The sequence below is a fragment of the Vagococcus sp. WN89Y genome (assembly GCF_052220145.1).
Taxonomy (GTDB): domain Bacteria; phylum Pseudomonadota; class Gammaproteobacteria; order Enterobacterales; family Enterobacteriaceae; genus Kosakonia.
The window spans coordinates 54,073-75,804 of sequence record NZ_JBQPOM010000018.1 but is presented as its reverse complement, the minus strand read 5'-3'; the positions used below and the strand labels follow the sequence as shown (position 1 = coordinate 75,804).

Here is a 21,732-nt window from a genome sequence, read left to right as displayed (position 1 = left end):
TTCCCTTAATATTCGCCGGGCACACTACCTCCAGTTAAGTGGAGGTAGTGTGATGCAACAATTTAAATTTCGTGAGTTCTTTGCCGTTACATTTGCTCTGGCGATTGTTATTGGCTTTAGTCATCTTTGGGTGCTGAGCTATTAAGCTGGCGCAGGGCAGGGTGAAATTTCACCCATGCCCGCACGCCGGATGCATCCTGGCGGTTGTGCAAAAAGAACTGGGCGTTGTGTAACTGCGCGATGCGCGACACAATGCTCAACCCAAGCCCGATCCCTCCGTAGCGGCTATCCATGCGCACAAACGCTTTGCTCAGCTCGCCGCTGCGGCTTTCATCTATGCCAGGCCCTTCATCTTCCACCGCCAGCACCGGCGAGTCACCCTGCTCCAGCAGCACATGGATAGTCGAACCTGCCGGGCTATAACGGTGCGCATTCTCCACCAGGTTTCTGACCAGTACGCGAAGCAGCGTGGCATCGCCGGATACCGCCATGTCCTGGGTTTGTGCGAGCACCAGCCGCTGCTCCCGCCTGGCAAGCATAGTCTCCAGTTCGTCACGCAGGGGAAGCAGCACATCGTTGCGCAGCATCACTTGCTGGTAGCTGCCCGCGGAGAACGACTGGCCGACGCGGGCCAGTTGCAGCAGCTGACCAATATTTTCCGTCATTTGATCGAGGCGCTGAATTAACGGCTCCACATTGATCTTGTTGCTTTTTGCCATCAGCTCCAGATGCAGGCGCAGCCCGGCGAGCGGCGTGCGCAGCTCATGCGCAACGTCTGCGGTAAACAGGCGCTCCCGCTCCAGCGTCAGGGTCAGGCGTGAAACCAGTTCGTTAATCGATGAGGTGACCGCCTCGACTTCGCTCACGCTATTGTGCAGGGTGATGGGGTGCAGGTTATCCGGCGTGCGCTTATTCAGCTCGCGTTGCAGCTCTGAAAGCGGTCGGGTGATGGTTTTCACCGCCTGCATACAGATAAGCAAGGCCAGGCCCACAATCAGCAGGCTTGGCACCAGCAGGCTGGCGACCGCTTCGCGGACTTCATGGGCAATCTGTTTGTGGTTGTTGTGTTCAGTGACAGCACTTTCGACCAGAAGCTGGATCTGCTCTTCGCTCTCATGCCACAACCAGAACACGCTGATTAACTGGCAAAACACCAGAATGCCGCCGATGGTCAGCAGCAGGCGGCTGCGCATACTTCTGCTTTTGAAGGGGAACAGCGTCATCACGTGCAATCCCTTGTCGCCGCCTGCACCAGCATGTAGCCAAAGCCGCGCACGGTGCGAATGCGGGACTTGCCTATCTTGTCCCGAAGGTTATGGATATGCACTTCCAGGGTATTGGTGGAAGGCTCGTTATCCCAGTTGTAAATATCGTTGTAGAGAATTTCCCGGTGCACCGGGCTGTTGGCTTTTAACATCAGGCGCGAAAGCAGGGCGTACTCTTTGGGCGTCAACTCCAGCAGTTGCTCCCCCAGCCACGCCTGGCGGCGCGTGACGTTAAGGCGCAGATCGCCGTGGGTGATTTCGTTATCGCCCTGGTTATGATGGCGGCGCAGTAGCGCGCGAATACGGGCATTCAGTTCGTCCAGCGCGAACGGTTTCACCAGATAGTCATCCGCACCGGTATCCAGGCCCGCAACCCTGTCATCCAGGGTATCGCGGGCGGTCAGGATCAGCACCGGCAGGGTATATTTTTCCCGGCGCAGCCGCGCCAGCAGATGCAGGCCGTCTTCATCCGGCAGGCCCAAATCAAGCACTATCAGGCTATAGTGGCCTGCAGCCAGGCACAGCGCGGCTTCCTTTGCCGTCGCCACGCCGTCGCAGGCGTAGCCCTCACTCTCCATGGCCAGGATGAGCCCCTGCAACAGCAGGGCATCGTCTTCAATCACCAGAATTTTCATTTTGCCTGCTCCCGGCACGGTGTTAATAAATCCTCACTGGCACGATAGACCTTCGTGCTGACGCCAAGTATACCCAACATTGTCGGGAAGAGATTATCCTGCGACGTAGCCTGTGCCTGCGCCTGTTTTTGCAGGCACTGACTGTCCACCCCGTAACGCTTCTGGTAATCGTCAGACAGCCAGAGCAGCATCGGCACGTGGGTTTGCGCTTCGGGGGCGATAGCGTAAGGCAGCCCATGCAAATAGACGCCATTTTCCCCAAGCGACTCACCATGATCGGAGAGATACACGAGGCTGGTGGTAAATTTATCCTGCTTCGATTGCAATAATTTAATCGCCTTATCAACAATATAGTCGACATATAAAATCGTATTGTCATAAGTATTAACTAATTGTTCCCGTGAGCAGGACTGGATTTCATTGGTATCGCACGTCGGTGTAAACCGGCGAAATTCCCTGGGGTAGCGGTTGTAATAGGTTGGTCCGTGGCTGCCAATAGTGTGTAATACAATCAGGCCGTCGCCGTGCAATGTATCGATATACTGCGCCAGTTCGTGAAATAATACCTCGTCCTGGCACTCGCCATTAATGCAGTAACCTGGCAAATTCAGTTGCGTCATATCCTGGTGCGGCACGCGATCGCACGCGCCTTTACACCCGCCGTCATTTTCATTCCATAACACCTGAATACCCGCGCGTTGAACAATATCCAGCAATCCTTCCTGATGATGCGCCAGACTGTCGTCGTAATGCGCACGCGGCATACCGGAAAACATACAAGGAACCGACACCGCCGTGGCCGTGCCGCAGGAGGTGGTGTTGGGGTAATAAATCACCTTGTCCTGTTTCAGGCGCGGGTTCGTTTCCCGCTCATAGCCGCCTAAAGAGAAATTTTGCCCCCGGGAGGTTTCACCAACAATTAATATGGTCAGGTTTTTACGCGGGCCATTACGCATTTCCGGGCGCTGTACGGCATCTTCCCCTAAGCGTACCAGCGGCAAATTATCCATGCGATTGTGGGAATACCATGACAAAGATGCAGCAATAGTATTGGACGGGCTTAGGGATTTCACCAGCTCTTTATTATTACGAAACAGCGAGGCGTAATCTTTATAAAACAGCAGCGCCACCAGCGCGATAAGCAGCGCAGAAATAAAGAGGCTGACAACACGCGAAAGAATACTGCGCAATGTGCTGCGTGCGGGTTTTATTTTTATCCACCAGACAATAATCACCGGCAGCACGCCGGTAAATAACAGCGTTAATATCAGTTTGCCTGACAGCAGGGCAAAGCTTTCTGCCGGTGTGGTATCCAGGATATTAACGATCATCGAGCGATCGATGATCACTCCGAAGGTCATAATAAAATATTGTGCGGCGGCGCTGGCGATAATAAATACGCTGGCAACCACTTTATCGAGACGCAGGAAAGCGGCCAGCGATAACACACTATTAATTACGCTGAAAGCCACCACTGGCATGGAGAGAAAGACCAGCGCGTTATGCAAAGAATTTACCGGTAATAAGCTGAATGCCTGGCGATAGAATGCCACATTCAGGGCCAGCGCAATAAAAAGCGCACACAGAGAAATAAATGCAGTACGGCTCAGGGCTGGCCGGGGAAAACGGAACATACAATGACCTGTCTCAACATAGAATACCGCTATGCTGACAGGGGTTTTTTAAGACAACCTTAAGATGTTAAGAAATGCCCGGCGAGGGGGCAGTCACTCGCCGGGGTATCACCCTAATTGTTGCACCGCTTTTTCCAGCGCCGCGCGCAGAAGCTTGCGGTCATGGCGATAGGGGATATCGCTGGCTTCCAGCACTTCCTGGATAATCAGCCGGTCTGTCACCGCGCTGGCATCAACCTTTGGCCCGACAATGGCGGCATCAATGATTTTTTTACCGACGTACTGCTCCATAATCGCGAGCTTATCCGCCAGCGTCAGGCTGGCCGCAGCCGGGCTTAGCTCACGGCCCAGGTTACCGATATACACCACCGGCGCGGGCGTGCGGCGCAGCGCCTGGGCCAAATCCTCAAGCAATAACAGCGGCAGCAGGCTGGTGTAAAAACTGCCAGGCCCGATAACAATCAGATCGGCCTCGGCAATCGCCTCAACCGCTTCGCGCGTGGCATGAACGGGCGGTGACAGCATTAAATTTTGCACCGGCGCATGAAGCTGGTCGATATTGACCTCGCCATAAACCGTATGCCCTTCGCTGTCTGTTGCCATTAAATCAACCGGTTGCTCTGACATCGGGATCAGAAAAGCATCCACCTTTAATAAGTTACGAATTAAATTTATCGCTTCCAGAGGCCGCACGCTGAGGTGGTCGAGCGCCTTTAACATTAAATTTCCGAGGTTATGTCCGGAAAGTTCGCCATTACCGCCAAAACGGTACTCAAACATCGCCGACGCCACGCTCGGTTCGGTGATCAGCTGGTTTAAACAGTTGCGCATATCACCCCAGGCAATACCGCCTTCCGAGCGGCGGATGCGCCCGGTAGAGCCGCCGTTATCCGTGGTCGTAACAATACCGGTAAGCCGTGATCCCAGCGAGGCAAGAGAAGACATCACACGCCCGAGGCCATGCCCGCCGCCAAGCGCGACAACACGATCCAGGTCTGCAAGTGTGCGATTACGCATAATCATTCCTTATAAATATTTATCGCGCTACGGTAGCGTAAATACCACCAAAAGACGATGCCGCGAACAGCGGAAAATGACACATATCAAAGCAAAAACAGATGTTTCACGTACTCTGTAGCGAAAGTGCACGATCATGTCGCTATATACGATTTTATATAGCGATATTGATTCTGGCGAAAGGGTGCTGAACGCGCTACTATCCGCTTAATCAATCTTAGTGTTACTGATAACTTAACCCTAATGTATTTCGGATAATTATCCGAAAAACCCAGGGACATACACTCAAGCCTTGGTGCCTACGTTGAAAAATAGGGTGCTCTGGCCGTGGCGATACCGTCACCAGGGTGCAGGAAGAAATGACTGCATCTCCCGTATTTGGAAAGGTGTACATGGCTTCACAACTTACTGATGCGTTCGCGCGTAAGTTCTACTACTTACGTTTGTCGATCACCGATGTGTGCAATTTTCGTTGCACCTACTGCCTGCCGGACGGCTACAAACCGGGCGGCGTGAGCAATAAAGGCTTCCTCAGCGTCGATGAAATTCGCCGGGTGACCCGCGCCTTCAGCGCGATGGGCACGGAAAAAGTGCGCCTGACCGGCGGCGAACCCTCTCTGCGTCGCGATTTTACCGATATCATTGCCGCCGTGCATGAAAACAGCGCCATTCGCCAGATTGCCGTCACCACCAATGGCTATCGCCTGGCGCGTGACGTTGCCCACTGGCGTGAGGCCGGGCTGACTGCGATTAACGTCAGTGTCGATAGCCTCGATGCCCGCCAGTTTCACGCTATCACCGGGCAGGATAAATTCCGTCAGGTGATGGACGGTATCGATGCGGCGTTCGCGGCGGGCTTTGCCAAAGTCAAAGTCAACACCGTGCTGATGCGCGACGTGAACCATCACCAGCTTGACACCTTTCTCGCGTGGATCAAATCACGCCCTATCCAGTTACGCTTTATCGAGTTGATGGAAACCGGCGAGGGCAGCGAACTGTTCCGCAAGCACCATCTCTCAGGCATGGTATTGCGCGATGAGCTGCTTAAGCGTGGCTGGATCCATCAGTTGCGCCAGCGCAGCGACGGCCCGGCACAGGTTTTTTGCCACCCGGATTACACCGGCGAGATAGGCCTTATCATGCCGTATGAAAAAGATTTCTGCGCCAGCTGTAACCGTCTGCGCGTGTCGTCTACCGGCAAGCTGCATTTGTGCCTGTTTGGCGATGGCGGCGTGGCGTTGCGCGATCTGTTGCAAACGGACGCGCAGCAACCGATGCTGGAGCAGCGTATTGCCGAGGCCTTAACCCATAAAAAGCAGACGCACTTCCTGCATCAGGGCGACACCGGCATTACGCAAAACCTTTCATATATCGGCGGCTAAGCCGCAAGGAGAGTGACATGAGCCAGGTTAGCGCTGAGTTTATCCCGGTAAGGATAGCGATTTTGACGGTATCGAACCGTCGTGGTGAAGAAGACGACACGTCCGGCCATTATCTACGTGATGCGGCCCACGAGGCCGGGCATCAGCTGGTGGGCAAAGCCATTGTCAAAGAGAACCGTTACGCCATTCGCGCCCAGGTGTCTGCATGGATTGCCAGCGATGATGTGCAGGTGGTGCTGATAACCGGCGGCACCGGTTTAACCGAGGGCGATCAGGCCCCGGAGGCGTTGCTGCCGCTGTTCGATCGCGAAATAGCCGGTTTTGGCGAAGTGTTCCGCATGCTCTCTTTTGAAGAGATTGGCACCGCGACGTTGCAATCGCGGGCGGTGGCGGGCATTGCCAACAAAACGCTGATTTTTGCCATGCCGGGTTCCACCAAAGCGTGCCGCACCGCGTGGGAAAACATTATTGCCCCGCAACTGGACGCCCGCACGCGCCCGTGTAATTTCCATCCTCATCTGAAGAAGTAAGTTATGTCGCAACTGACCCACATTAACGCCGATGGCGAAGCGCACATGGTTGATGTGTCGGCGAAAGCAGAAACCGTGCGCGAAGCGCGTGCCGAAGCCTTTGTTACCATGCAACCGCAAACGCTGGCGATGATTATCGACGGCAGTCACCATAAAGGCGATGTGTTCGCCACGGCGCGGATCGCCGGGATTCAGGCGGCAAAACGCACCTGGGAGCTGATCCCGCTGTGCCACCCGCTGCTTTTAAGCAAAGTCGAAGTGCAGTTACAGGCGCAGCCGGAGCACAACCGCGTGCGGATTGAGTCCCTTTGCCGCTTAACCGGCAAAACCGGCGTCGAGATGGAAGCGCTGACGGCGGCTTCGGTTGCGGCGCTGACGATTTACGATATGTGCAAAGCGGTACAAAAAGATATGACTATCGGCCCGGTGCGCCTGCTGGCAAAAAGCGGCGGCAAATCGGGAGATTTCAGGGTAGAGAGTGATGATTAACATTTTATTCTTCGCGCAGGTGCGTGAACTTGTCGGCTGCGACAGTATGCAAACCGACACCGTTTTTCCCTCTGTAGAGGCGCTGCGCCAGCATCTGGCAGCGCAGGGCGATCGCTGGGCGCTGGCGCTGGAAGACGGCAAACTGCTGGCGGCGGTTAATCAAACGCTGGTGGATTTCAGCCATCCTTTACAAAGCGGCGATGAAGTGGCGTTCTTCCCGCCGGTCACCGGAGGCTGAAATGGGCGAGACACGGATTTGCGTTGAGCGCGCGGCGTTTAACATTGCAGACGAGTACGCCTGGCTGGCGGCGCACGATGAAGATGGCGCGGTCGTCACCTTTACCGGTAAAGTGCGCAATCATAATCTGGGCGATAGCGTCAGCGCGCTGACCCTTGAGCACTATCCAGGGATGACGGAAAAGTCTTTGGCGGAAATCGTCGATGAAGCGCGCGGCCGCTGGCCGCTGGGGCGGGTAACGGTTTATCACCGCGTCGGCGAGCTTTGGCCGGGCGACGAAATCGTCTTCGTCGGCGTTGCCAGCGCGCACCGCAGCAGCGCGTTTGAGGCCGGGCAATTTATCATGGATTATCTGAAAACCCGCGCGCCGTTCTGGAAGCGGGAAGCAACGTTGCAGGGCGAGCGTTGGGTGGAAGCGCGCGATAGCGATCGCCAGGCCGCGAAGCGCTGGTAATTTGTGTTAACCTTATAGGAAGTTTTCCCATCGATCAGGAGTGATTATGGACCGTTTTCCTCGTTCGGACTCAATAGTCCAGCAAAGCCGAACCGGCTTGCAAACCTATATGGCGCAGGTGTATGGCTGGATGACGTGCGGCCTGTTACTGACCGCTTTTGTGGCCTGGTACGCCGCCAGCAGCGAAGCGGTAATGCAAATGGTCTTCGCCAGCCGCGTTACCTTCTTCGGGCTGATTATCGCACAACTGGCGCTGGTATTTGTGCTCTCCGGGCTTATCCAGAAGCTGAGCGCGGGTGTCGCCACCACGCTTTTTATGCTCTATTCCGCGCTAACTGGCCTGACGCTTTCCAGCATTTTGCTGCTCTATACGGCGCAGTCTATCGCCGCGACGTTTGTGGTGACCGCCGGGATGTTCGGCGCGATGAGCCTGTATGGCTACACCACCAAACGCGACCTGAGCGGCATGGGCAGCATGCTGTTTATGGGGCTGATTGGTATTGTTCTGGCATCACTGGTTAATTTCTGGCTGAAAAGCGAAACGCTGATGTGGATTGTCACCTACGCAGGCGTGGTCATTTTTGTCGGCCTGACGGCATACGACACCCAGAAGCTCAAAAATATGGGCGAGCAAATTAATGTCAGTGACCACTCACAGCTGCGCAAGTACGCCATCCTCGGCGCGCTGACCCTCTACCTCGACTTTATTAACCTGTTTTTGATGCTGCTGCGCATCTTCGGCAACCGCCGCTAAACGCATAATAAAATCCCGGCGCTACTGGCCGGGATTTTTTTGCCGCGAGCAAACGGTATTACTCAGCCTTTCGCCATCGCCTTTTCGTTTTTTGCCCGCAGTTTTTTCGCCCGGCTTTCCAGCAGCAAATAACACACCAGCGCCAGCAACAGCGGCAGGAAGTAATAGAGCACGCGGTAGGCGAGCATCGCGGCGATAATCGTTCCCTGCGACACATCCTCGCCTTTTAGCAGCGCGATAAACACCGCCTCCAGCACGCCGATACCCGCCGGGATATGCACTATCACCCCGGCGATACTGCTCACCAGCAGCACGCCCAGCACAAAAAAGAAGTCGGCTTGCATACCCAACAGCAACCAGATAATGGTACCCATTGCTATCCAGTTGGCGCTGGAAATCACCATCTGCGCCACGGCAAATTTCCACGTCGGCAGCACCAGTTTGTGGCCTTTTATCGTCGCATGGCGGCGTTTTGCAAAGGCGCAGCCCCACAGATAAATCAGGATAATTAACAACAGGACGCCGCCAATGATGCGCAACGTGGTTTCATTGATATACCAGTGGGCGGGGAGCTGCACCACGCCAAAGGTAAAGAGGATGCCGCCGAGCAAAATATAGCCCAGCCAGTTGGTGGTAATGCTCAGAGAAAAAATACGCGTGATGGTATTGCCCGGCAGCCCCAGGCGCGAGTAGAGGCGATAGCGCATACCAATACCGCCCACCCAGGTACTCAGGGTCAGGTTGAAGGCGTAGCAGATAAACGACACCAGCATCACCTGGCGTTTCGCCAGCTTGTGCCCGCAATACGCGCGGGCAAGCAGGTCATAACAGCCATACAAAAGGTAACTGACGATAACCAGCGCGACCGCGCTCAGCAGCGCCGTGCGGTTATAGTCGCGGACAACCTTCCAGACATCTTCCCAGTCCACCTTTTTCGCATACAGCACCAGCAGCACTGCCACTGCGATAAAAAACAGCCAGGTCAGAATTTTTTTGGCCAGACGCCAGCGCGGGTGTGATTTTGCCATCAGGGTTTCGCCCCCGAATTTTGCGTCTCCACCCGATCCTGGGTTTCAATCTCCGGCTGTACCGGCGGCTCCACCAGCGCCAGTCGTGGCGTATGCGCAGGCAGCCAGCCCACCAGCGCCGGGAAGTGGCGTAAAAAGTGGAACACCACAATACTTTTCCCCAGATTCCACCAGGTGCGTTTCGGCGCCATCGATTCATCCACCCGTTTACAATCGTGGTCGATAATGGCCTGTAAATTTTCGCGCAAGGTCTGATTGAACGCCCGGTCATGGATAATCAGATTGGCTTCCAGATTCAGCGACAGGCTCAGCGGGTCAAGATTACTGGAGCCGACCGTCGCCCAGTGATCGTCCATCAGCGCCACTTTGCCGTGCAGCGGGCGGCGGCAATACTCATACACTTCCACGCCACCTTTTAACAGGTAGTTATAAAGCAGCTCGGCACCCACTTTCACAATGGGCATATCCGGCTCACCCTGAACGATAAGCTTCACGCACACGCCGCGACGGGCCGCATTGCGCATCGCGTGCAGCAGGCGGTAGCCGGGAAAGAAATAGGCATTCGCAATGATCACCTCGCGTTTGGCTTTCGCCAGCATCTTTAAATAGTGACGCTCAATATCGTCGCGATGATCATCATTATCCCGCCAGACAAACAGCGCCTGGGCTTCGCCTGGCTGGTGATTCTCTTGCGGCAGATGGCGCCTGCGCTGCCACCAGCGTTTGGTTGATGCGTTATCCGGTAAATTTTCCAGCTCGAATTGCAGAATATCTTCCACCACCGGGCCTTCAACGCGTACGGCGTAATCTTGCTTGGCTTCCGGGCCGTAATTACTCAGATGCTCGGCTGAATAGTTGATGCCGCCAACAAACGCCACGGTATTATCAATCACCACAATTTTGCGGTGCATACGGCGAAACACGTTGGTACGCATACCAAACAGGCGCGCGCGCGGATCGTAGTAGCGAAATATCACCCCGGCGGCGGTGAGTTCGTTGACAAAGTTGTCGCTCAGATCCGGCGAGCCGTAGCCATCCAGCAACACTTCAATATTCACGCCGCGCTGGGCGGCACGCAGCAGAACACGCTGCAACTCGCGTCCCACTTCGTCTTCAAACCAGATAAAGGTTTCCAGAATAATTTTCTGTTTGGCCTGATCAATGGCCTTATACACCGCCGGGTAATACTGATCCCCATTCTCCAGTAACTGGATGCGGTTGCCTTCTCGCCAGCTACATTTCATAGATGGATCTCCGCACTTAAAGGAGCATGATCGGACAAATGACGCCAGTCACGTAGCGATAGCGCGGTCGGCGCGCTGGCGTTCGCATTTTTGACGTAGATGCGGTCAAGACGCAGCACAGGCATACTGACCGGAAAGGTGCGGGCAGGGCGGCCGCGCGCACGGGTAAAAATCTCCTCCAGCCCGGCCTGGGCTTTAAGGGGATAGTTCGCTTTCTGCCGCCAGTCGTTAAAATCGCCTGCCACCAGCACCGGTTCGTTTTCAGGAAAGCTGTTGACCCACTCCGCCAGCATCGTGAGTTGCGCCTGACGATGCGCTTCACGCAACCCCAGGTGCACGCAAATCACATGCACGGGTCGGCCAAAGTCAGGTGGCACAATGCGGCAATAGAGCAGGCCGCGCTTCTCGCTGCCGTCGATGGAGACATCGCGGTTCTCATAGGATTCGATAGGGTATCGTGAGAGGACGGCGTTACCATGATGCCCTTCCGGGTAGACCGCGTTACGCCCGTAGGCATAGTCGCTCCACATGGTATCGGCGAGAAATTCATAGTGGGTGGTGTCAGGCCAGTTCTCAACGTGCAACGGGTGGACTTCATGCGCGCCCATCACTTCCTGCAGGCAGACAATATCCGCGCTGACGGTACGAACGGCGTCACGCAGCTCCGGCAAAATAAAGCGCCGGTTAAACGCGGTAAAGCCTTTGTGGATGTTGATAGTGAGAACTTTCAATGAAAAATGTCGCGCTTGTTGGGTCATAATTCTCCTGTCAGCCTCACGTCCTCTCGTGAAATAAATTGTAGTCCCTGTCACAAAAAGCGGCGGGGTTACAGAATTTTCTGTAAATGTGCGTACTCTTCATAAGAGATATATCCCCAGGAGACGAGCCATGAAATGGCAACAACACGTTCGCGACACCACAGGCCTCAGTTGCGGGCAGATAGTGCTGCATCTGCTGATTGTGGCGGTGTTAGTGATGGGCTGGATGAGCGGTACGCTGGTGCGCGTGGGGTTGGGGCTGTGCGTGCTTTATGGCGTGTCGCTACTGCTGATGCTTTTTTTACAGCGCCACCACGATGCGCGCTGGCGCGGTGTCGGCGATGTGCTCGAAGAACTGACCACCACCTGGTATTTTGGCGCCTCGCTAATCGTGCTGTGGCTGCTATCAAAGGTGCTGCAAAATAACTTTTTGCTGGCGATTGTCGGGCTGGCTATCCTTGCCGGCCCGGCGGTGATTTCGCTACTGGCGAAAGAGCGTAAACTGCCGCCGGAATCCTTCGGGCTTCATCACAGGCGCAGCAGCGCGAACTCACGCGAGCATCGCTAAGCTCAGGCGACTTTGCGCCGGAACATGGCATACGCCACGGAACCGGTAGTCGCTGTAATCACCAACAGCGGCCACAGGCTCTGCCAGACAATGGCAAAACTCGCATCCTTCAGATAGATCTGCTTGGTAATATCCGTAAAGTGCCGGATAGGGTTAACCCAGGTCAGGTTTTGCAGCCAGACCGGCATATTCTCCACCGGCGACACATAGCCTGAGAGCAATATGGCGGGCATCATAAAGACAAACACGCCGACAAACGCCTGCTGTTGCGTTGAGCAGAGCGCCGAGATGAGTAAGCCAAACCCCACCAGCGACAGGCCGTACACCAGCATTGTGAAATAGAACAGCAGCAGCGAACCGGCGAACGGGATCTTATACGCAAGGATACCAATCGCCAGCACCACCGTGGCCTGAAAGGTGGCGACAATCAGGGCGGGCACCGCTTTGCCGATAAAAATCTGCCAGGTCGCCAGCGGGGAAACCAGCAGCTGATCGAGCGTGCCCTGCTCGCGTTCACGCGCCACAGACAGCGAGGTCACGATCATCACGCCAATCGTGGTGATCATCGCTATCAACGACGGCACCACGAACCATTTATAGTCGAGGTTGGGGTTATACCAGTTGCGGATCACCAGCTCGCTGTTGTTCGGTTTTGCCTGCCCGGCAATCAGCTCCTGCTGATAATCTTTGACGATTTGTTGCAGGTAGTTGGCGGCAATTTGCGCGCTGTTTGAGTTGCGCCCGTCAAGGATCATTTGCAGCGGCGCAGGTTGCAGCCTGTCGAGGTTGCGGGAAAAATCAGGCGGAAAGCGCACCAGCAGCAGCGCTTTTTGCGTATCGATAGTCGGGCGAATTTCATGCGGACTTTTCAGTAGCAGCACCTGGGTGAACGATTTCGCGCGGGCAAAACGTTGCGTCAGCTCCACCGAATGCTCGCCGTTGTCTTCGTCATAAATCGCAATGGTGGCGTTAGTCACTTCAAGCGTCGCGGCAAAGGGGAACAGCAACACCTGAATCAGCACCGGCAGGATGATGATGGCACGGGTTTGCGGCTCGCGTAACAGCGACTGCAACTCTTTGCGAATGAGCGTCAGTAAACGATAAAACATGGCTTTTCCTTAATCCAGTCTGCGCTTTGTTTTCAGCCACGTCAGGCCGATAAACATCACCGCTGAGGCCACCAGAAACAGCACATTGACCAGCAGCACCACCGGAATATTGCCTGCCAGAAACAGGCTTTGCAGCGTGCTGACGAAATAACGCGCCGGGATAAGATACGTCACCGTGCGGATAACCGCGGGCATGCTGTCTATCTGAAAGATAAAACCGGAGAGCATCACCGAGGGCAGAAACGCCGCGTTGAGCGCCACCTGCGCTGCGTTAAACTGATTGCGGGTAATGGTTGAGATAAGCAGGCCCATCCCCAGCGTGCTGAGTAAAAAGAGGCTGGTTATTAAAAACAGTAACAGCAGCGATCCGCGAAACGGTACGCCGAGGATAAACACGGCGACCAGCATACAGAGCAGCATCGCCAGCATGCCGAGAAAGTAATAAGGAATGAGCTTGCACAATAGCAGCTCGGCACGAGTCACTTCGGTGGAGAGCAGCGCTTCCATCGTGCCGCGCTCCCATTCGCGCGCCACCACCAGCGAGGTGAGGATTGCGCCTATCACCGTCATAATAATGGTGACTGCGCCCGGAATAATAAAATGCTGGCTGATGGCCGCCGGGTTAAACCAGTAACGGGTCTGCACATCGATAAGCGGTTCGAATGTTTCACCGCGATCTTCCGCGCGCTGCTGCTGCCAGAGTTGCCAGATTCCCTGCACATAACCCTGCACAAAGTTGGCGGTATTGGGTTCGCTGCCATCGGTGATCACCTGAATCGGCGCGATATCATCCGGGCGCGCCATTTGCGCGGCAAAATTAACCGGCACCACCACCAGCCCGCGAATCCGCCCGGCCTGCATCATCTCAATCAATTGTTGCCGGTTATCACTGACCGTTGCGTCAATAAAAGGCGAACCGGTGAGCGTATGGGTAAAGTCGAGCGCCTCTTCGCTGCGCTGTTCCAGCAGCACGCCGACGCGCAGTTTGCTGGAGTCCAGGTTGATGCCGTAGCCGAAAATAAACAGCAGCAGCAACGGGATAACCACAGCTATCATCCAGCTACTGGGATCGCGCACGATCTGGCGCGTCTCTTTGATGCACAGCGCGCGCACGCGCCGCCAGGAGAGGGCTTTAACGCTCATCGCTATGCTCCTTATCCCAGTTATGGATAAGAGTGATAAATGCATGTTCCATCGTCGGGTCCGGGTGAGCCTCGTCGGCGGTCTGCGCTTTCAAATCATCCGGCGTACCGCTGGCGATTAATTTTCCCCGGTACACCAGACCAATGCGGTCGCAGTACTCCGCTTCATCCATAAAGTGCGTGGTGACCATCACGGTCACGCCTTTTTCCACCATGCTATTGATATGCAGCCAGAACTCGCGGCGCGTTAACGGATCGACGCCAGAGGTCGGCTCATCCAGAAACAGAATATCCGGCTCGTGCATCAATGAGCAGGCCAGCGCCAGGCGCTGTTTAAACCCCAGCGGCAGTTCATCGGTGGCATGGCTGGCGATGGTTTTCAGCCCGAAGGCGTCGCTCATGCGGGCGATTTTCTCACGCTGAGCTTTGCCGCGCAGGCCGTACACGCCGGAAAAAAAACGCAGGTTCTGCTCGACGGTCAGGTTGCCGTAAAGGGAGAATTTTTGCGCCATATACCCCAGATGCTGCCGCGCTTTACCGGAGCTGACTTTCAGGTCCATATTCAGCACCAGCGCCTGGCCATCGGTCGGCACCAGCAGGCCGCACATCATTTTAAAGGTGGTGGATTTCCCCGCGCCGTTCGGGCCAAGCAGCCCGAATATTTCCCCGCGTTTGACGGCAAAATTCACGTGGTCGGTCGCCGCAAAATCACCGAATTTTTTCGTCAACGCTTTGGCTTCGATGACCGTTTCGTCCTTGCTGCCTTCCACCGTGTGCAGGATGGCGCCAAGCGGTGATTCAGAGGTGCCCGCGCCGCCAAGCAGGTCGATAAACGCATCTTCAAAGCGTGGCTCCGTCGCGACGATTTCCAGCGCAGGCATACCGCTTGCCTGTTGTATCGCCTGCACCTGCGCGCCTTTTTTCAGGATAGTGCGCACCGAGCGCCCCTGAATCATGCCGTCGCTCACGTCGGGCTGGCGCAGAAGATGGCGCAGCAAGCGGCGGTTATTCTCCTGCGGGCTGGTCACGAGAAAACTGCGCCCGGCCATGCTGTTGGTCAGTGCCTTCGGCTCGCCCTGATAGAGCAGCTCGCCTTCGTTCATCAGCAGCACATCGCGGCACTGCTCTGCTTCATCAAGGTAGGAGGTGCTCCAGAGGATCAGCATGCCTTCACCCGCCAGCTCATGCACCATCTGCCAAAGTTCCCGGCGGGAAATCGGGTCGACTCCCACGCCTGGCTCATCAAGCAGCAGCACTTTCGGCTCGCCCACCAGCGTGCAGGCCAGCCCCAGTTTTTGCTTCATGCCGCCAGAGAGTTTCCCCGCCAGCCTGCCGGTAAACGGGCCGAGTGCGGTAAACTCCAGCAGGCGGGCGAAGGTTTCCTCACGCTTTTTACCGGTCACGCTGCGCAACGAGGCGTACAGGTTGAGGTTTTCCATCACCGTTAAGTCTTCATACAAGCCAAATTTTTGCGGCATATAGCCGAGCATGGCGTGCAGTTCGCTGTCGTTTTTCACCGGGTCCAGACCGAGCACGCTGGCGCTGCCCTCGTCCGGCTTCATCAGCCCGGCGAGGATACGCATCAGCGTGGTTTTGCCTGCGCCGTCCGGCCCGACCAGCCCGGTGACATAACCAGCATGAATCTCACAGTCCAGCCGTGCGACGGCGGGTTTTTCCATACCGGGGAAACGCTTAACCAGCCCGCGCAAATGGATGGCTGACTCACTCATGCCGCGCCTCACCGTCAAAGCTCACGGTCACCGGCATCCCCTGGCGCAAATCATCGTCGGCATCCGTCACGACAATGCGCAGGCGATACACCAGGTCGGTGCGCAGATCGGGCGTTTCAACCGTTTTGGGCGTGAATTCCGCCGTGGGCGAGACGAAACCGATTTGACCGTGATAAGGCTTATTCGGGCGACCATCGGTATAAAGCAGCACCGCCCGACCGGGCTGGGCCTGTTGCAAATTGCGTTCATCAATATAGGCACGCACCCAGACCGGGCGGGTCAGGGACAGGGTAAAGACCGTGCTGCCCGCGTTGAGCAGGGTGCCAGGTTCGACGGCGCGCGTCAGGATGGTGCCGGGGGAAGGGGCGAGCAGCGTGGTGTCATGCAAATCAAGCTGCGCTTGCGCCAGGGCGGCCTGGGCTTGTTCAAGACCGGCTTTCGCCTGTTCGATTTCCTGCGGGCGATTGCCTGCGCGGAACTGGGTGAGTTTATCCTGCGCGGATTTCAGCGTCGCCTGCGCCTGATCCCTTGCCGAGCGCGCATTTTCCAGGTCATTGGCAGAAATCACCCGCGTTTTCCACAACCCTTGCTGGCGCTGATAAAAGTTTTGCGCATAGTCGTAAGCGGCGCGCGCCTGGTTGACCGCAGCAACAGCCTGGGCTATTTCTTCCGCGCGATAACCTGCGGTGGCTAAATCATATTTCGCCTGCGCGGCCAGCACATTCGCCTGCGCCTGACGCAGGGCGTTTTCATACGGTGCTTTATCGATTTCGCCCAGCTTCTGACCGCGCGTTACCGCATCGCCTTCATCCACATCAAGCGTGTCCAGCCGCCCCCCGACGCGAAAGCTTAAATTGACGGTACGAATATCCACATTGCCATACAGGGTCAGCGTTCCCGCCTGTTGACTGTGATACCACATCCAGCCACCGCCTGCTGCAATCAGCACGACGATGAGCAATAACACTGCGACGACAGGTTTTTTCATGACTCCGAACTCCTGAGCGTTAGTCCTTGCAAGATAAGATCGATATGACAGGTAATGACCTGGTAAATTTGCGCGGCTTTGTCTTTATCAAAAGCGGTCCATCCGGCGCGCAGTAAAAAGGTTTCACGGCCCAGGCGAAAGGCCAATATTTCGCCAATCAATGCATGGGTATGAATGATGGTTTGTGTATCGCTGGCGTCCCGGCCGGTATAGGCGGCAAGCAGGGCGGTAAAATAGTGATGCAGCGGCGCAATGACCGAGTCATGCACCAGCTGGTAGGCCCGCGTGGGCGAGAGCTGCTCACGGGAGATAAATTTGCTGATATTGAGCGTCTCGTCATGCGTCAGCAGCATTATCATGTTTTGACAGGCCTGATGAATAAGCGCGCGGATAGCGGTTTTATCCGGCTCGTGATGGGCCAGCAGCGCTTCTGCCGCTTCGGCATACGGGCGAAAATTCTCATGAATAAAATCCGCAATCCACTGCGCACAGGCGAGGTAAAGGTCTTCTTTCGAGCCGAAATAGTAAGGAATCGCCGCGATGTTCTGCCCGGCCTGCGCGGCGATATCCCGCGTGGTGGCATGCAGCCCGTACTCGCCGAACTGCGCAAGGGCGGCGGCAATCAACTGACTGCGGGCTTGCTCGCCTTTACTGGTGGTGGGGGGGGTATGCATCAGTCGCCGCCAAAAATTAATCAATCGATTGATTAAATTTAAGACGGAAAAATAAGCTTGTCCAGTAGGGGAAATGTAAATGACAAAACAGGTGAGGGCGGGATCAGGTAATTTTTTATATTGCAGACGAATCCGGTTGGGATATTTTATGCGCCCGATCACAAAAGCTGATACACTCCGCCTCTTTATGACATTGTGGTTTTTGTCAGTAGTCCTATTATTATCTCCCTGAAAACTACACCTGTAACAGGTCGGGGCGGTGCGGAGTTGTTATGTCATTTGATGCCCTTGGCCTGAATTCAGAAATCCTGCGCGCGGTAGCGGAGCAGGGTTATCTTCAGCCGACCCCTATTCAACAGCAGGCTATCCCGGCGGTACTTGAAGGCCGCGACCTGATGGCCAGCGCCCAGACCGGCACCGGTAAAACCGCCGGTTTTACGCTGCCGCTGCTGCAACGTTTAATTCAAAACGAACCGCATGCCAAAGGCCGTCGCCCGGTGCGCGCCCTGATCCTGACGCCGACCCGTGAGCTGGCCGCGCAGGTTGGCGAAAACGTGCGCGAGTACAGCAAATACCTGAACATTCGCTCGCTGGTGGTGTTTGGCGGCGTCAGCATTAACCCGCAGATGATGAAGCTGCGCGGCGGTGTGGATGTGCTGATTGCAACCCCTGGCCGTTTGCTGGATCTTGAGCATCAAAATGCGCTCAAGCTCGATAGCGTCGAAATTCTCGTGCTGGATGAAGCTGATCGTATGCTGGACATGGGCTTTATCCACGATATTCGCCGCGTGCTGGCAAAACTTCCGGCGAAGCGCCAGAACCTGCTGTTTTCGGCCACCTTCTCTGATGAGATCAAACAACTGGCGGAAAAACTCCTGCGTAACCCGCTGGAAATCGAAGTCGCGCGCCGCAACACCGCCTCTGAGCAGGTCACGCAGCATGTGCACTTTGTCGATAAAAAGCGCAAGCGGGAACTGTTGTCGCAAATGATTGGCCAGGGTAACTGGCAGCAGGTGCTGGTCTTTACCCGCACCAAGCACGGCGCGAACCACCTGGCGGAGCAGCTTAATAAAGATGGCATCACCAGCGCTGCTATTCACGGCAACAAGAGCCAGGGCGCGCGTACCCGTGCGCTGGCCGATTTTAAATCCGGTGATATTCGCGTACTGGTGGCGACCGATATCGCCGCGCGCGGTCTGGATATTGAAGAACTGCCGCACGTGGTTAACTACGAGCTGCCGAACGTGCCGGAAGATTACGTTCACCGTATCGGGCGCACCGGGCGTGCTGCCGCGACGGGCGAGGCGTTGTCGCTGGTCTGCGTGGATGAGCACAAACTGCTGCGCGATATCGAACGACTGCTGAAAAAAGAGATCCCGCGCATTGCTATTGACGGTTACGAGCCTGACCCGTCGATTAAAGCGGAACCTATTCAGAACGGTCGCCAGCAGCGCGGTGGCCGCGGGCAGGGCGGCGGGCGTGGCCAGTCCGCACCGCGCCGTAATGAGGGCGACGGCGCTAAAGCACCGCGTCGTAATGAAGGCGGTGGCCGTCGGACTGACGCTGGCGCGCCTCCATCGCGCGATAACGCAGGCAAACCGGCGGGTAATGCTGCCCGTCGTCGTCGTCCGCGTAAACCTGCCGCCTCGCAGTAAACCTTAACGCGTGCCGGTTCTGGCGCGCTCCCTTCGCCCGCAGTGCGGTTTGCTGTGGGCCGAAGCACCACTTCCACTCACCTTGTGTTAAAAACGCAGCTTACGTGTTGGCTTCCTGATGTCCTTCGGCTGTGCTTTTACTTTTTACGAGCAGGTTTCCAGAAGCGTAAAAAGATTACCCCTCGGGCGTTAAAAAGTGCCACAATAGTGGCTGTTTATACAGTATTTCAGGTTTCTTCATGGCTCTTACCGCCGCGCTGAAAGCGCAAATCGGCGCCTGGTATAAGGCGTTACAACAACAGATCCCGGACTTTATTCCCCGCGCTCCGCAGCGGCAGATGATTGCCGAAGTCGCGAAAACGCTGGCGGGGGAGGAAGGGCGGCATCTGGCGATTGAAGCGCCCACCGGTGTTGGCAAGACGCTCTCGTACCTGATCCCCGGTATTGCTATCGCGCGGGAAGAGCAAAAGACGCTGGTCGTCAGCACGGCAAACGTCGCGCTGCAGGACCAAATTTTCAGTAAAGACCTGCCGCTATTGCGTAAAATCATTCCTGATTTGCGCTTCACCGCCGCCTTTGGTCGTGGCCGCTACGTCTGCCCGCGCAATCTGGCGGCGCTGGCAAGCTCAGAGCCATCACAGCAGGATTTACTCGCCTTCCTCGATGATGAGCTGACCCCCGGTAGCCAGGAAGAGCAAAAGCAGTGCGCAACATTAAAAGCGGATCTTGATAGCTATAGATGGGATGGCCTGCGCGATCACACGGATAAAGCCATCAGCGACGAGCTGTGGCGAAGGCTTAGCACCGATAAAACCAGCTGCCTGAACCGCAACTGTCATTACTACCGTGAATGCCCGTTCTTTGTTGCGCGCCGCGAGATTCAGGAAGCGGAAGTGGTGGTGGCAAACCATGCGCTGGTGATGGCGGCGCTGGAGAGCGAGGCGGTGCTGCCGGAGCCGAAAAACCTGCTGCTGGTGCTGGATGAAGGCCACCATTTGCCGGATGTAGCGCGTGATGCGCTGGAGATGAGCGCAGAAATTACCGCGTCCTGGTATCGCTTGCAGCTTGATCTGTTCACCAAACTGGTGGCGACCTGCCTTGAGCAATTCCGCCCCAAAACCCTCCCGCCGCTCGCCACGCCAGAGCGGCTGAACGCCCACTGCGAAGAGCTGTTTGAACTGATTTCCTCGCTCAATACGATGCTGAATCTTTATCTGCCCGCCGGGCAGGAGGCTGAGCATCGCTTTACGATGGGTGAGCTGCCGGAAGAGATCATGGCTATCTGCGTGCGTCTGGCAAAGCTGACCGAGATGTTGCGCGGCCTGGCAGAACTGTTCTTAAACGATCTGAGTGACAAGACCGGCAGCCACGATATTGTGCGTCTGCATCGCGTTATTCTTCAAATGAACCGCGCGCTGGGCATGTTTGAAAGCCAGAGCAAGCTGTGGCGGCTGGCATCGATGGCGCAGGCGTCCGGCGCGCCGGTCTCCAAATGGGTCACGCGCGAGGCGCGCGAAGGGCAGCTGCATTTGCTGTTTCACTGTGTGGGGATCCGCGTCAGCGATCAGCTGGAGAAACTGGTGTGGCGCAGCGTGCCGCATACTGTGGTGACATCGGCGACCTTGCGCTCGCTAAACAGTTTTCAGCGCTTGCAGGAGATGAGCGGTCTTAAAGAGAAAGCAGGCGACCGATTTGTGGCCCTTGACTCACCGTTCAATCATGTGGGACAGGGCAAAATCGTTATCCCACAGATGCGCTACGAGCCGCTGATGGAGCATGAAGAGCTGCATATCGCTGAGATGGCGGCCTGGTTTCGCGAGCAGGTCGCCAGCAAAGCGCATCCGGGCATGCTGGTGCTGTTCGCCAGCCAGCGCGCAATGCAGCTCTTTTTAACCTATGTGACCGACTTGCGCCTCTTGCTGCTGGTGCAGGGCGATCAGCCGCGCTATAAACTGGTGGAGCTGCACCGCAAGCGTATTGATAACGGTGAGCCCAGCGTGCTGGTGGGTCTGCAATCCTTTGCCGAAGGGCTGGATTTAAAAGGAGACTACCTGACGCAGGTGCACATCCACAAAATTGCGTTTCCTCCCATCGACAGCCCGGTGGTGATCACCGAAGGCGAGTGGTTAAAAAGCCTGCACCGCTACCCCTTTGAAGTTCAGAGCCTGCCCAGCGCGTCGTTCAACCTTATTCAACAAGTCGGGCGTCTGATACGCAGCCACAGCTGCCGTGGGGAAGTGGTGATTTATGACAAGCGGCTGCTGACGAAAAGCTACGGTAAGCGTCTGCTCGATGCGCTGCCGGTTTTTCCTATTTCCCAACCACCGATGCCGGAGGTGGTTCCGGGCAAAAAAGTGAAAAAACCGGTGCGGGGAAGAGGGAAAACAAAAAAGTAGCCGCAAAGTGAATCTGGCGAATACCCGGCAATGCGGCCAGTG

Annotated in this window: 21 protein-coding genes and 1 riboswitch; of the genes, 9 read left to right on the top strand and 12 right to left on the bottom strand. The window is 56.0% G+C overall.

The annotated features are described in order from the left end of the window. Window positions 1-116 precede the first annotated feature (116 nt). The 4 genes from pmrB to yvcK form a co-directional block, all read right to left on the bottom strand. Window positions 117-1,223 (bottom strand): two-component system sensor histidine kinase PmrB, encoded by a 1,107-nt coding sequence (gene pmrB / locus ACTU3N_RS06290; RefSeq protein ID WP_443085358.1) that lies wholly within the window; start codon window positions 1,221-1,223, stop codon window positions 117-119. Continuing rightward, entirely contained in the window at window positions 1,223-1,900 is a 678-nt protein-coding gene (pmrA, locus tag ACTU3N_RS06285; RefSeq protein ID WP_443085285.1) for a two-component system response regulator PmrA, read from the bottom strand. The genes pmrB and pmrA overlap by 1 nt, the downstream gene beginning before the upstream one ends. Further along, on the bottom strand, window positions 1,897-3,534 hold the full coding sequence (eptA, locus tag ACTU3N_RS06280; RefSeq protein ID WP_443085284.1) for a phosphoethanolamine transferase EptA: 1,638 nt from the start codon (window positions 3,532-3,534) through the stop codon (window positions 1,897-1,899). The genes pmrA and eptA overlap by 4 nt, the downstream gene beginning before the upstream one ends. A 108-nt stretch (window positions 3,535-3,642) precedes the next feature. Next, the gene (gene yvcK, locus ACTU3N_RS06275) at window positions 3,643-4,551 is read right to left on the bottom strand and encodes a uridine diphosphate-N-acetylglucosamine-binding protein YvcK (protein WP_443085283.1); all 909 of its coding nucleotides are present in this window, start codon (window positions 4,549-4,551) and stop codon (window positions 3,643-3,645) included. Window positions 4,552-4,821: 270 nt separating this feature from the next. After that, window positions 4,822-4,956, top strand: a riboswitch (molybdenum cofactor riboswitch). Here yvcK and moaA point away from each other — a divergent pair. From moaA to ACTU3N_RS06245, 6 genes are all read left to right on the top strand, one after another. Further along, on the top strand, window positions 4,944-5,933 hold the full coding sequence (gene moaA, locus ACTU3N_RS06270) for a GTP 3',8-cyclase MoaA (RefSeq protein WP_443085282.1): 990 nt from the start codon (window positions 4,944-4,946) through the stop codon (window positions 5,931-5,933). It overlaps the preceding riboswitch by 13 nt. Before the next feature lie 17 nt (window positions 5,934-5,950). After that, a complete protein-coding gene (gene moaB, locus ACTU3N_RS06265) occupies window positions 5,951-6,463 on the top strand; it encodes a molybdenum cofactor biosynthesis protein B (RefSeq protein WP_443085281.1) in 513 nt (170 codons plus the stop codon). Between the two features lie 3 nt (window positions 6,464-6,466). Then, window positions 6,467-6,952 (top strand): cyclic pyranopterin monophosphate synthase MoaC, encoded by a 486-nt coding sequence (moaC, locus tag ACTU3N_RS06260; protein ID WP_443085280.1) that lies wholly within the window; start codon window positions 6,467-6,469, stop codon window positions 6,950-6,952. Then, a complete protein-coding gene (gene moaD, locus ACTU3N_RS06255) occupies window positions 6,945-7,190 on the top strand; it encodes a molybdopterin synthase sulfur carrier subunit (RefSeq protein ID WP_443085279.1) in 246 nt (81 codons plus the stop codon). Before moaC ends, moaD begins: the two co-directional genes overlap by 8 nt. A gap of 1 nt (window position 7,191) precedes the next feature. After that, on the top strand, window positions 7,192-7,644 hold the full coding sequence (gene moaE, locus ACTU3N_RS06250) for a molybdopterin synthase catalytic subunit MoaE (RefSeq protein WP_443085278.1): 453 nt from the start codon (window positions 7,192-7,194) through the stop codon (window positions 7,642-7,644). Between the two features lie 46 nt (window positions 7,645-7,690). Beyond that, the gene (locus ACTU3N_RS06245) at window positions 7,691-8,398 is read left to right on the top strand and encodes a Bax inhibitor-1/YccA family protein (RefSeq protein WP_443085277.1); all 708 of its coding nucleotides are present in this window, start codon (window positions 7,691-7,693) and stop codon (window positions 8,396-8,398) included. 62 nt (window positions 8,399-8,460) lie between these two features. On the opposite strand, the gene ACTU3N_RS06240 is transcribed toward ACTU3N_RS06245, so the two are convergent. Genes ACTU3N_RS06240 through ACTU3N_RS06230 form a run of 3 tightly spaced genes read right to left on the bottom strand, consistent with a single transcriptional unit; the run spans window position 8,461 to window position 11,428 of the window. Then, window positions 8,461-9,426 (bottom strand): lysylphosphatidylglycerol synthase domain-containing protein, encoded by a 966-nt coding sequence (locus ACTU3N_RS06240; RefSeq protein ID WP_443085276.1) that lies wholly within the window; start codon window positions 9,424-9,426, stop codon window positions 8,461-8,463. Beyond that, the gene (gene clsB / locus ACTU3N_RS06235; RefSeq protein ID WP_443085275.1) at window positions 9,426-10,670 is read right to left on the bottom strand and encodes a cardiolipin synthase ClsB; all 1,245 of its coding nucleotides are present in this window, start codon (window positions 10,668-10,670) and stop codon (window positions 9,426-9,428) included. The genes ACTU3N_RS06240 and clsB overlap by 1 nt, the downstream gene beginning before the upstream one ends. After that, window positions 10,667-11,428 (bottom strand): endonuclease/exonuclease/phosphatase family protein, encoded by a 762-nt coding sequence (locus tag ACTU3N_RS06230; protein ID WP_443085274.1) that lies wholly within the window; start codon window positions 11,426-11,428, stop codon window positions 10,667-10,669. Before ACTU3N_RS06230 ends, clsB begins: the two co-directional genes overlap by 4 nt. Before the next feature lie 130 nt (window positions 11,429-11,558). Between ACTU3N_RS06230 and ACTU3N_RS06225 the strand changes: the two genes are divergently transcribed. Then, window positions 11,559-11,996: a YbhQ family protein gene (locus ACTU3N_RS06225; RefSeq protein WP_443085273.1), complete on the top strand. Its 438-nt coding sequence runs from the start codon at window positions 11,559-11,561 to the stop codon at window positions 11,994-11,996. A 2-nt stretch (window positions 11,997-11,998) separates the two neighbouring features. On the opposite strand, the gene ACTU3N_RS06220 is transcribed toward ACTU3N_RS06225, so the two are convergent. The 5 genes from ACTU3N_RS06220 to cecR are packed head-to-tail and all read right to left on the bottom strand — an operon-like array spanning window position 11,999 to window position 17,639. Further along, entirely contained in the window at window positions 11,999-13,105 is a 1,107-nt protein-coding gene (locus ACTU3N_RS06220; RefSeq protein ID WP_443085272.1) for an ABC transporter permease, read from the bottom strand. 9 nt (window positions 13,106-13,114) lie between these two features. Beyond that, window positions 13,115-14,248 carry an ABC transporter permease gene (locus ACTU3N_RS06215; protein WP_443085271.1) on the bottom strand — a complete coding sequence of 378 codons (1,134 nt, stop codon included), beginning with the start codon at window positions 14,246-14,248 and terminating at the stop codon, window positions 13,115-13,117. Further along, window positions 14,238-15,977: an ATP-binding cassette domain-containing protein gene (locus tag ACTU3N_RS06210; RefSeq protein WP_443085270.1), complete on the bottom strand. Its 1,740-nt coding sequence runs from the start codon at window positions 15,975-15,977 to the stop codon at window positions 14,238-14,240. The genes ACTU3N_RS06215 and ACTU3N_RS06210 overlap by 11 nt, the downstream gene beginning before the upstream one ends. Beyond that, window positions 15,970-16,965, bottom strand: a complete 996-nt coding sequence (gene hlyD / locus ACTU3N_RS06205) for a secretion protein HlyD (RefSeq protein ID WP_443085269.1) — start codon at window positions 16,963-16,965, stop codon at window positions 15,970-15,972. Before hlyD ends, ACTU3N_RS06210 begins: the two co-directional genes overlap by 8 nt. After that, window positions 16,962-17,639: a transcriptional regulator CecR gene (cecR, locus tag ACTU3N_RS06200; RefSeq protein ID WP_443085268.1), complete on the bottom strand. Its 678-nt coding sequence runs from the start codon at window positions 17,637-17,639 to the stop codon at window positions 16,962-16,964. Before cecR ends, hlyD begins: the two co-directional genes overlap by 4 nt. 272 nt (window positions 17,640-17,911) lie before the next feature. Here cecR and rhlE point away from each other — a divergent pair, with 272 nt between their 5' ends. Both rhlE and dinG read left to right on the top strand, forming a co-directional pair. Further along, a complete protein-coding gene (gene rhlE / locus ACTU3N_RS06195; RefSeq protein WP_443085267.1) occupies window positions 17,912-19,294 on the top strand; it encodes an ATP-dependent RNA helicase RhlE in 1,383 nt (460 codons plus the stop codon). Window positions 19,295-19,533: 239 nt separating this feature from the next. Beyond that, window positions 19,534-21,690: an ATP-dependent DNA helicase DinG gene (dinG, locus tag ACTU3N_RS06190; protein ID WP_443085266.1), complete on the top strand. Its 2,157-nt coding sequence runs from the start codon at window positions 19,534-19,536 to the stop codon at window positions 21,688-21,690. Window positions 21,691-21,732 lie beyond the last annotated feature (42 nt).

Bases quoted from the DNA above. Each gene is read 5' to 3' on its own strand.
- moaE (WP_443085278.1), top strand. From the start codon at position 7,192: ATGGGCGAGACACGGATTTGCGTTGAGCGCGCGGCGTTTAACATTGCA.
- ACTU3N_RS06230 (WP_443085274.1), bottom strand. From the start codon at position 11,428: ATGACCCAACAAGCGCGACATTTTTCATTGAAAGTTCTCACTATCAAC.
- dinG (WP_443085266.1), top strand. From the start codon at position 19,534: ATGGCTCTTACCGCCGCGCTGAAAGCGCAAATCGGCGCCTGGTATAAG.
- moaC (WP_443085280.1), top strand. From the start codon at position 6,467: ATGTCGCAACTGACCCACATTAACGCCGATGGCGAAGCGCACATGGTT.
- moaD (WP_443085279.1), top strand. From the start codon at position 6,945: ATGATTAACATTTTATTCTTCGCGCAGGTGCGTGAACTTGTCGGCTGC.
- yvcK (WP_443085283.1), bottom strand. From the start codon at position 4,551: ATGCGTAATCGCACACTTGCAGACCTGGATCGTGTTGTCGCGCTTGGC.
- ACTU3N_RS06220 (WP_443085272.1), bottom strand. From the start codon at position 13,105: ATGTTTTATCGTTTACTGACGCTCATTCGCAAAGAGTTGCAGTCGCTG.
- rhlE (WP_443085267.1), top strand. From the start codon at position 17,912: ATGTCATTTGATGCCCTTGGCCTGAATTCAGAAATCCTGCGCGCGGTA.
- pmrA (WP_443085285.1), bottom strand. From the start codon at position 1,900: ATGAAAATTCTGGTGATTGAAGACGATGCCCTGCTGTTGCAGGGGCTC.
- clsB (WP_443085275.1), bottom strand. From the start codon at position 10,670: ATGAAATGTAGCTGGCGAGAAGGCAACCGCATCCAGTTACTGGAGAAT.
- moaB (WP_443085281.1), top strand. From the start codon at position 5,951: ATGAGCCAGGTTAGCGCTGAGTTTATCCCGGTAAGGATAGCGATTTTG.
- moaA (WP_443085282.1), top strand. From the start codon at position 4,944: ATGGCTTCACAACTTACTGATGCGTTCGCGCGTAAGTTCTACTACTTA.
- ACTU3N_RS06245 (WP_443085277.1), top strand. From the start codon at position 7,691: ATGGACCGTTTTCCTCGTTCGGACTCAATAGTCCAGCAAAGCCGAACC.
- cecR (WP_443085268.1), bottom strand. From the start codon at position 17,639: ATGCATACCCCCCCCACCACCAGTAAAGGCGAGCAAGCCCGCAGTCAG.
- hlyD (WP_443085269.1), bottom strand. From the start codon at position 16,965: ATGAAAAAACCTGTCGTCGCAGTGTTATTGCTCATCGTCGTGCTGATT.
- ACTU3N_RS06210 (WP_443085270.1), bottom strand. From the start codon at position 15,977: ATGAGTGAGTCAGCCATCCATTTGCGCGGGCTGGTTAAGCGTTTCCCC.
- ACTU3N_RS06215 (WP_443085271.1), bottom strand. From the start codon at position 14,248: ATGAGCGTTAAAGCCCTCTCCTGGCGGCGCGTGCGCGCGCTGTGCATC.
- eptA (WP_443085284.1), bottom strand. From the start codon at position 3,534: ATGTTCCGTTTTCCCCGGCCAGCCCTGAGCCGTACTGCATTTATTTCT.
- ACTU3N_RS06225 (WP_443085273.1), top strand. From the start codon at position 11,559: ATGAAATGGCAACAACACGTTCGCGACACCACAGGCCTCAGTTGCGGG.
- pmrB (WP_443085358.1), bottom strand. From the start codon at position 1,223: ATGACGCTGTTCCCCTTCAAAAGCAGAAGTATGCGCAGCCGCCTGCTG.
- ACTU3N_RS06240 (WP_443085276.1), bottom strand. From the start codon at position 9,426: ATGGCAAAATCACACCCGCGCTGGCGTCTGGCCAAAAAAATTCTGACC.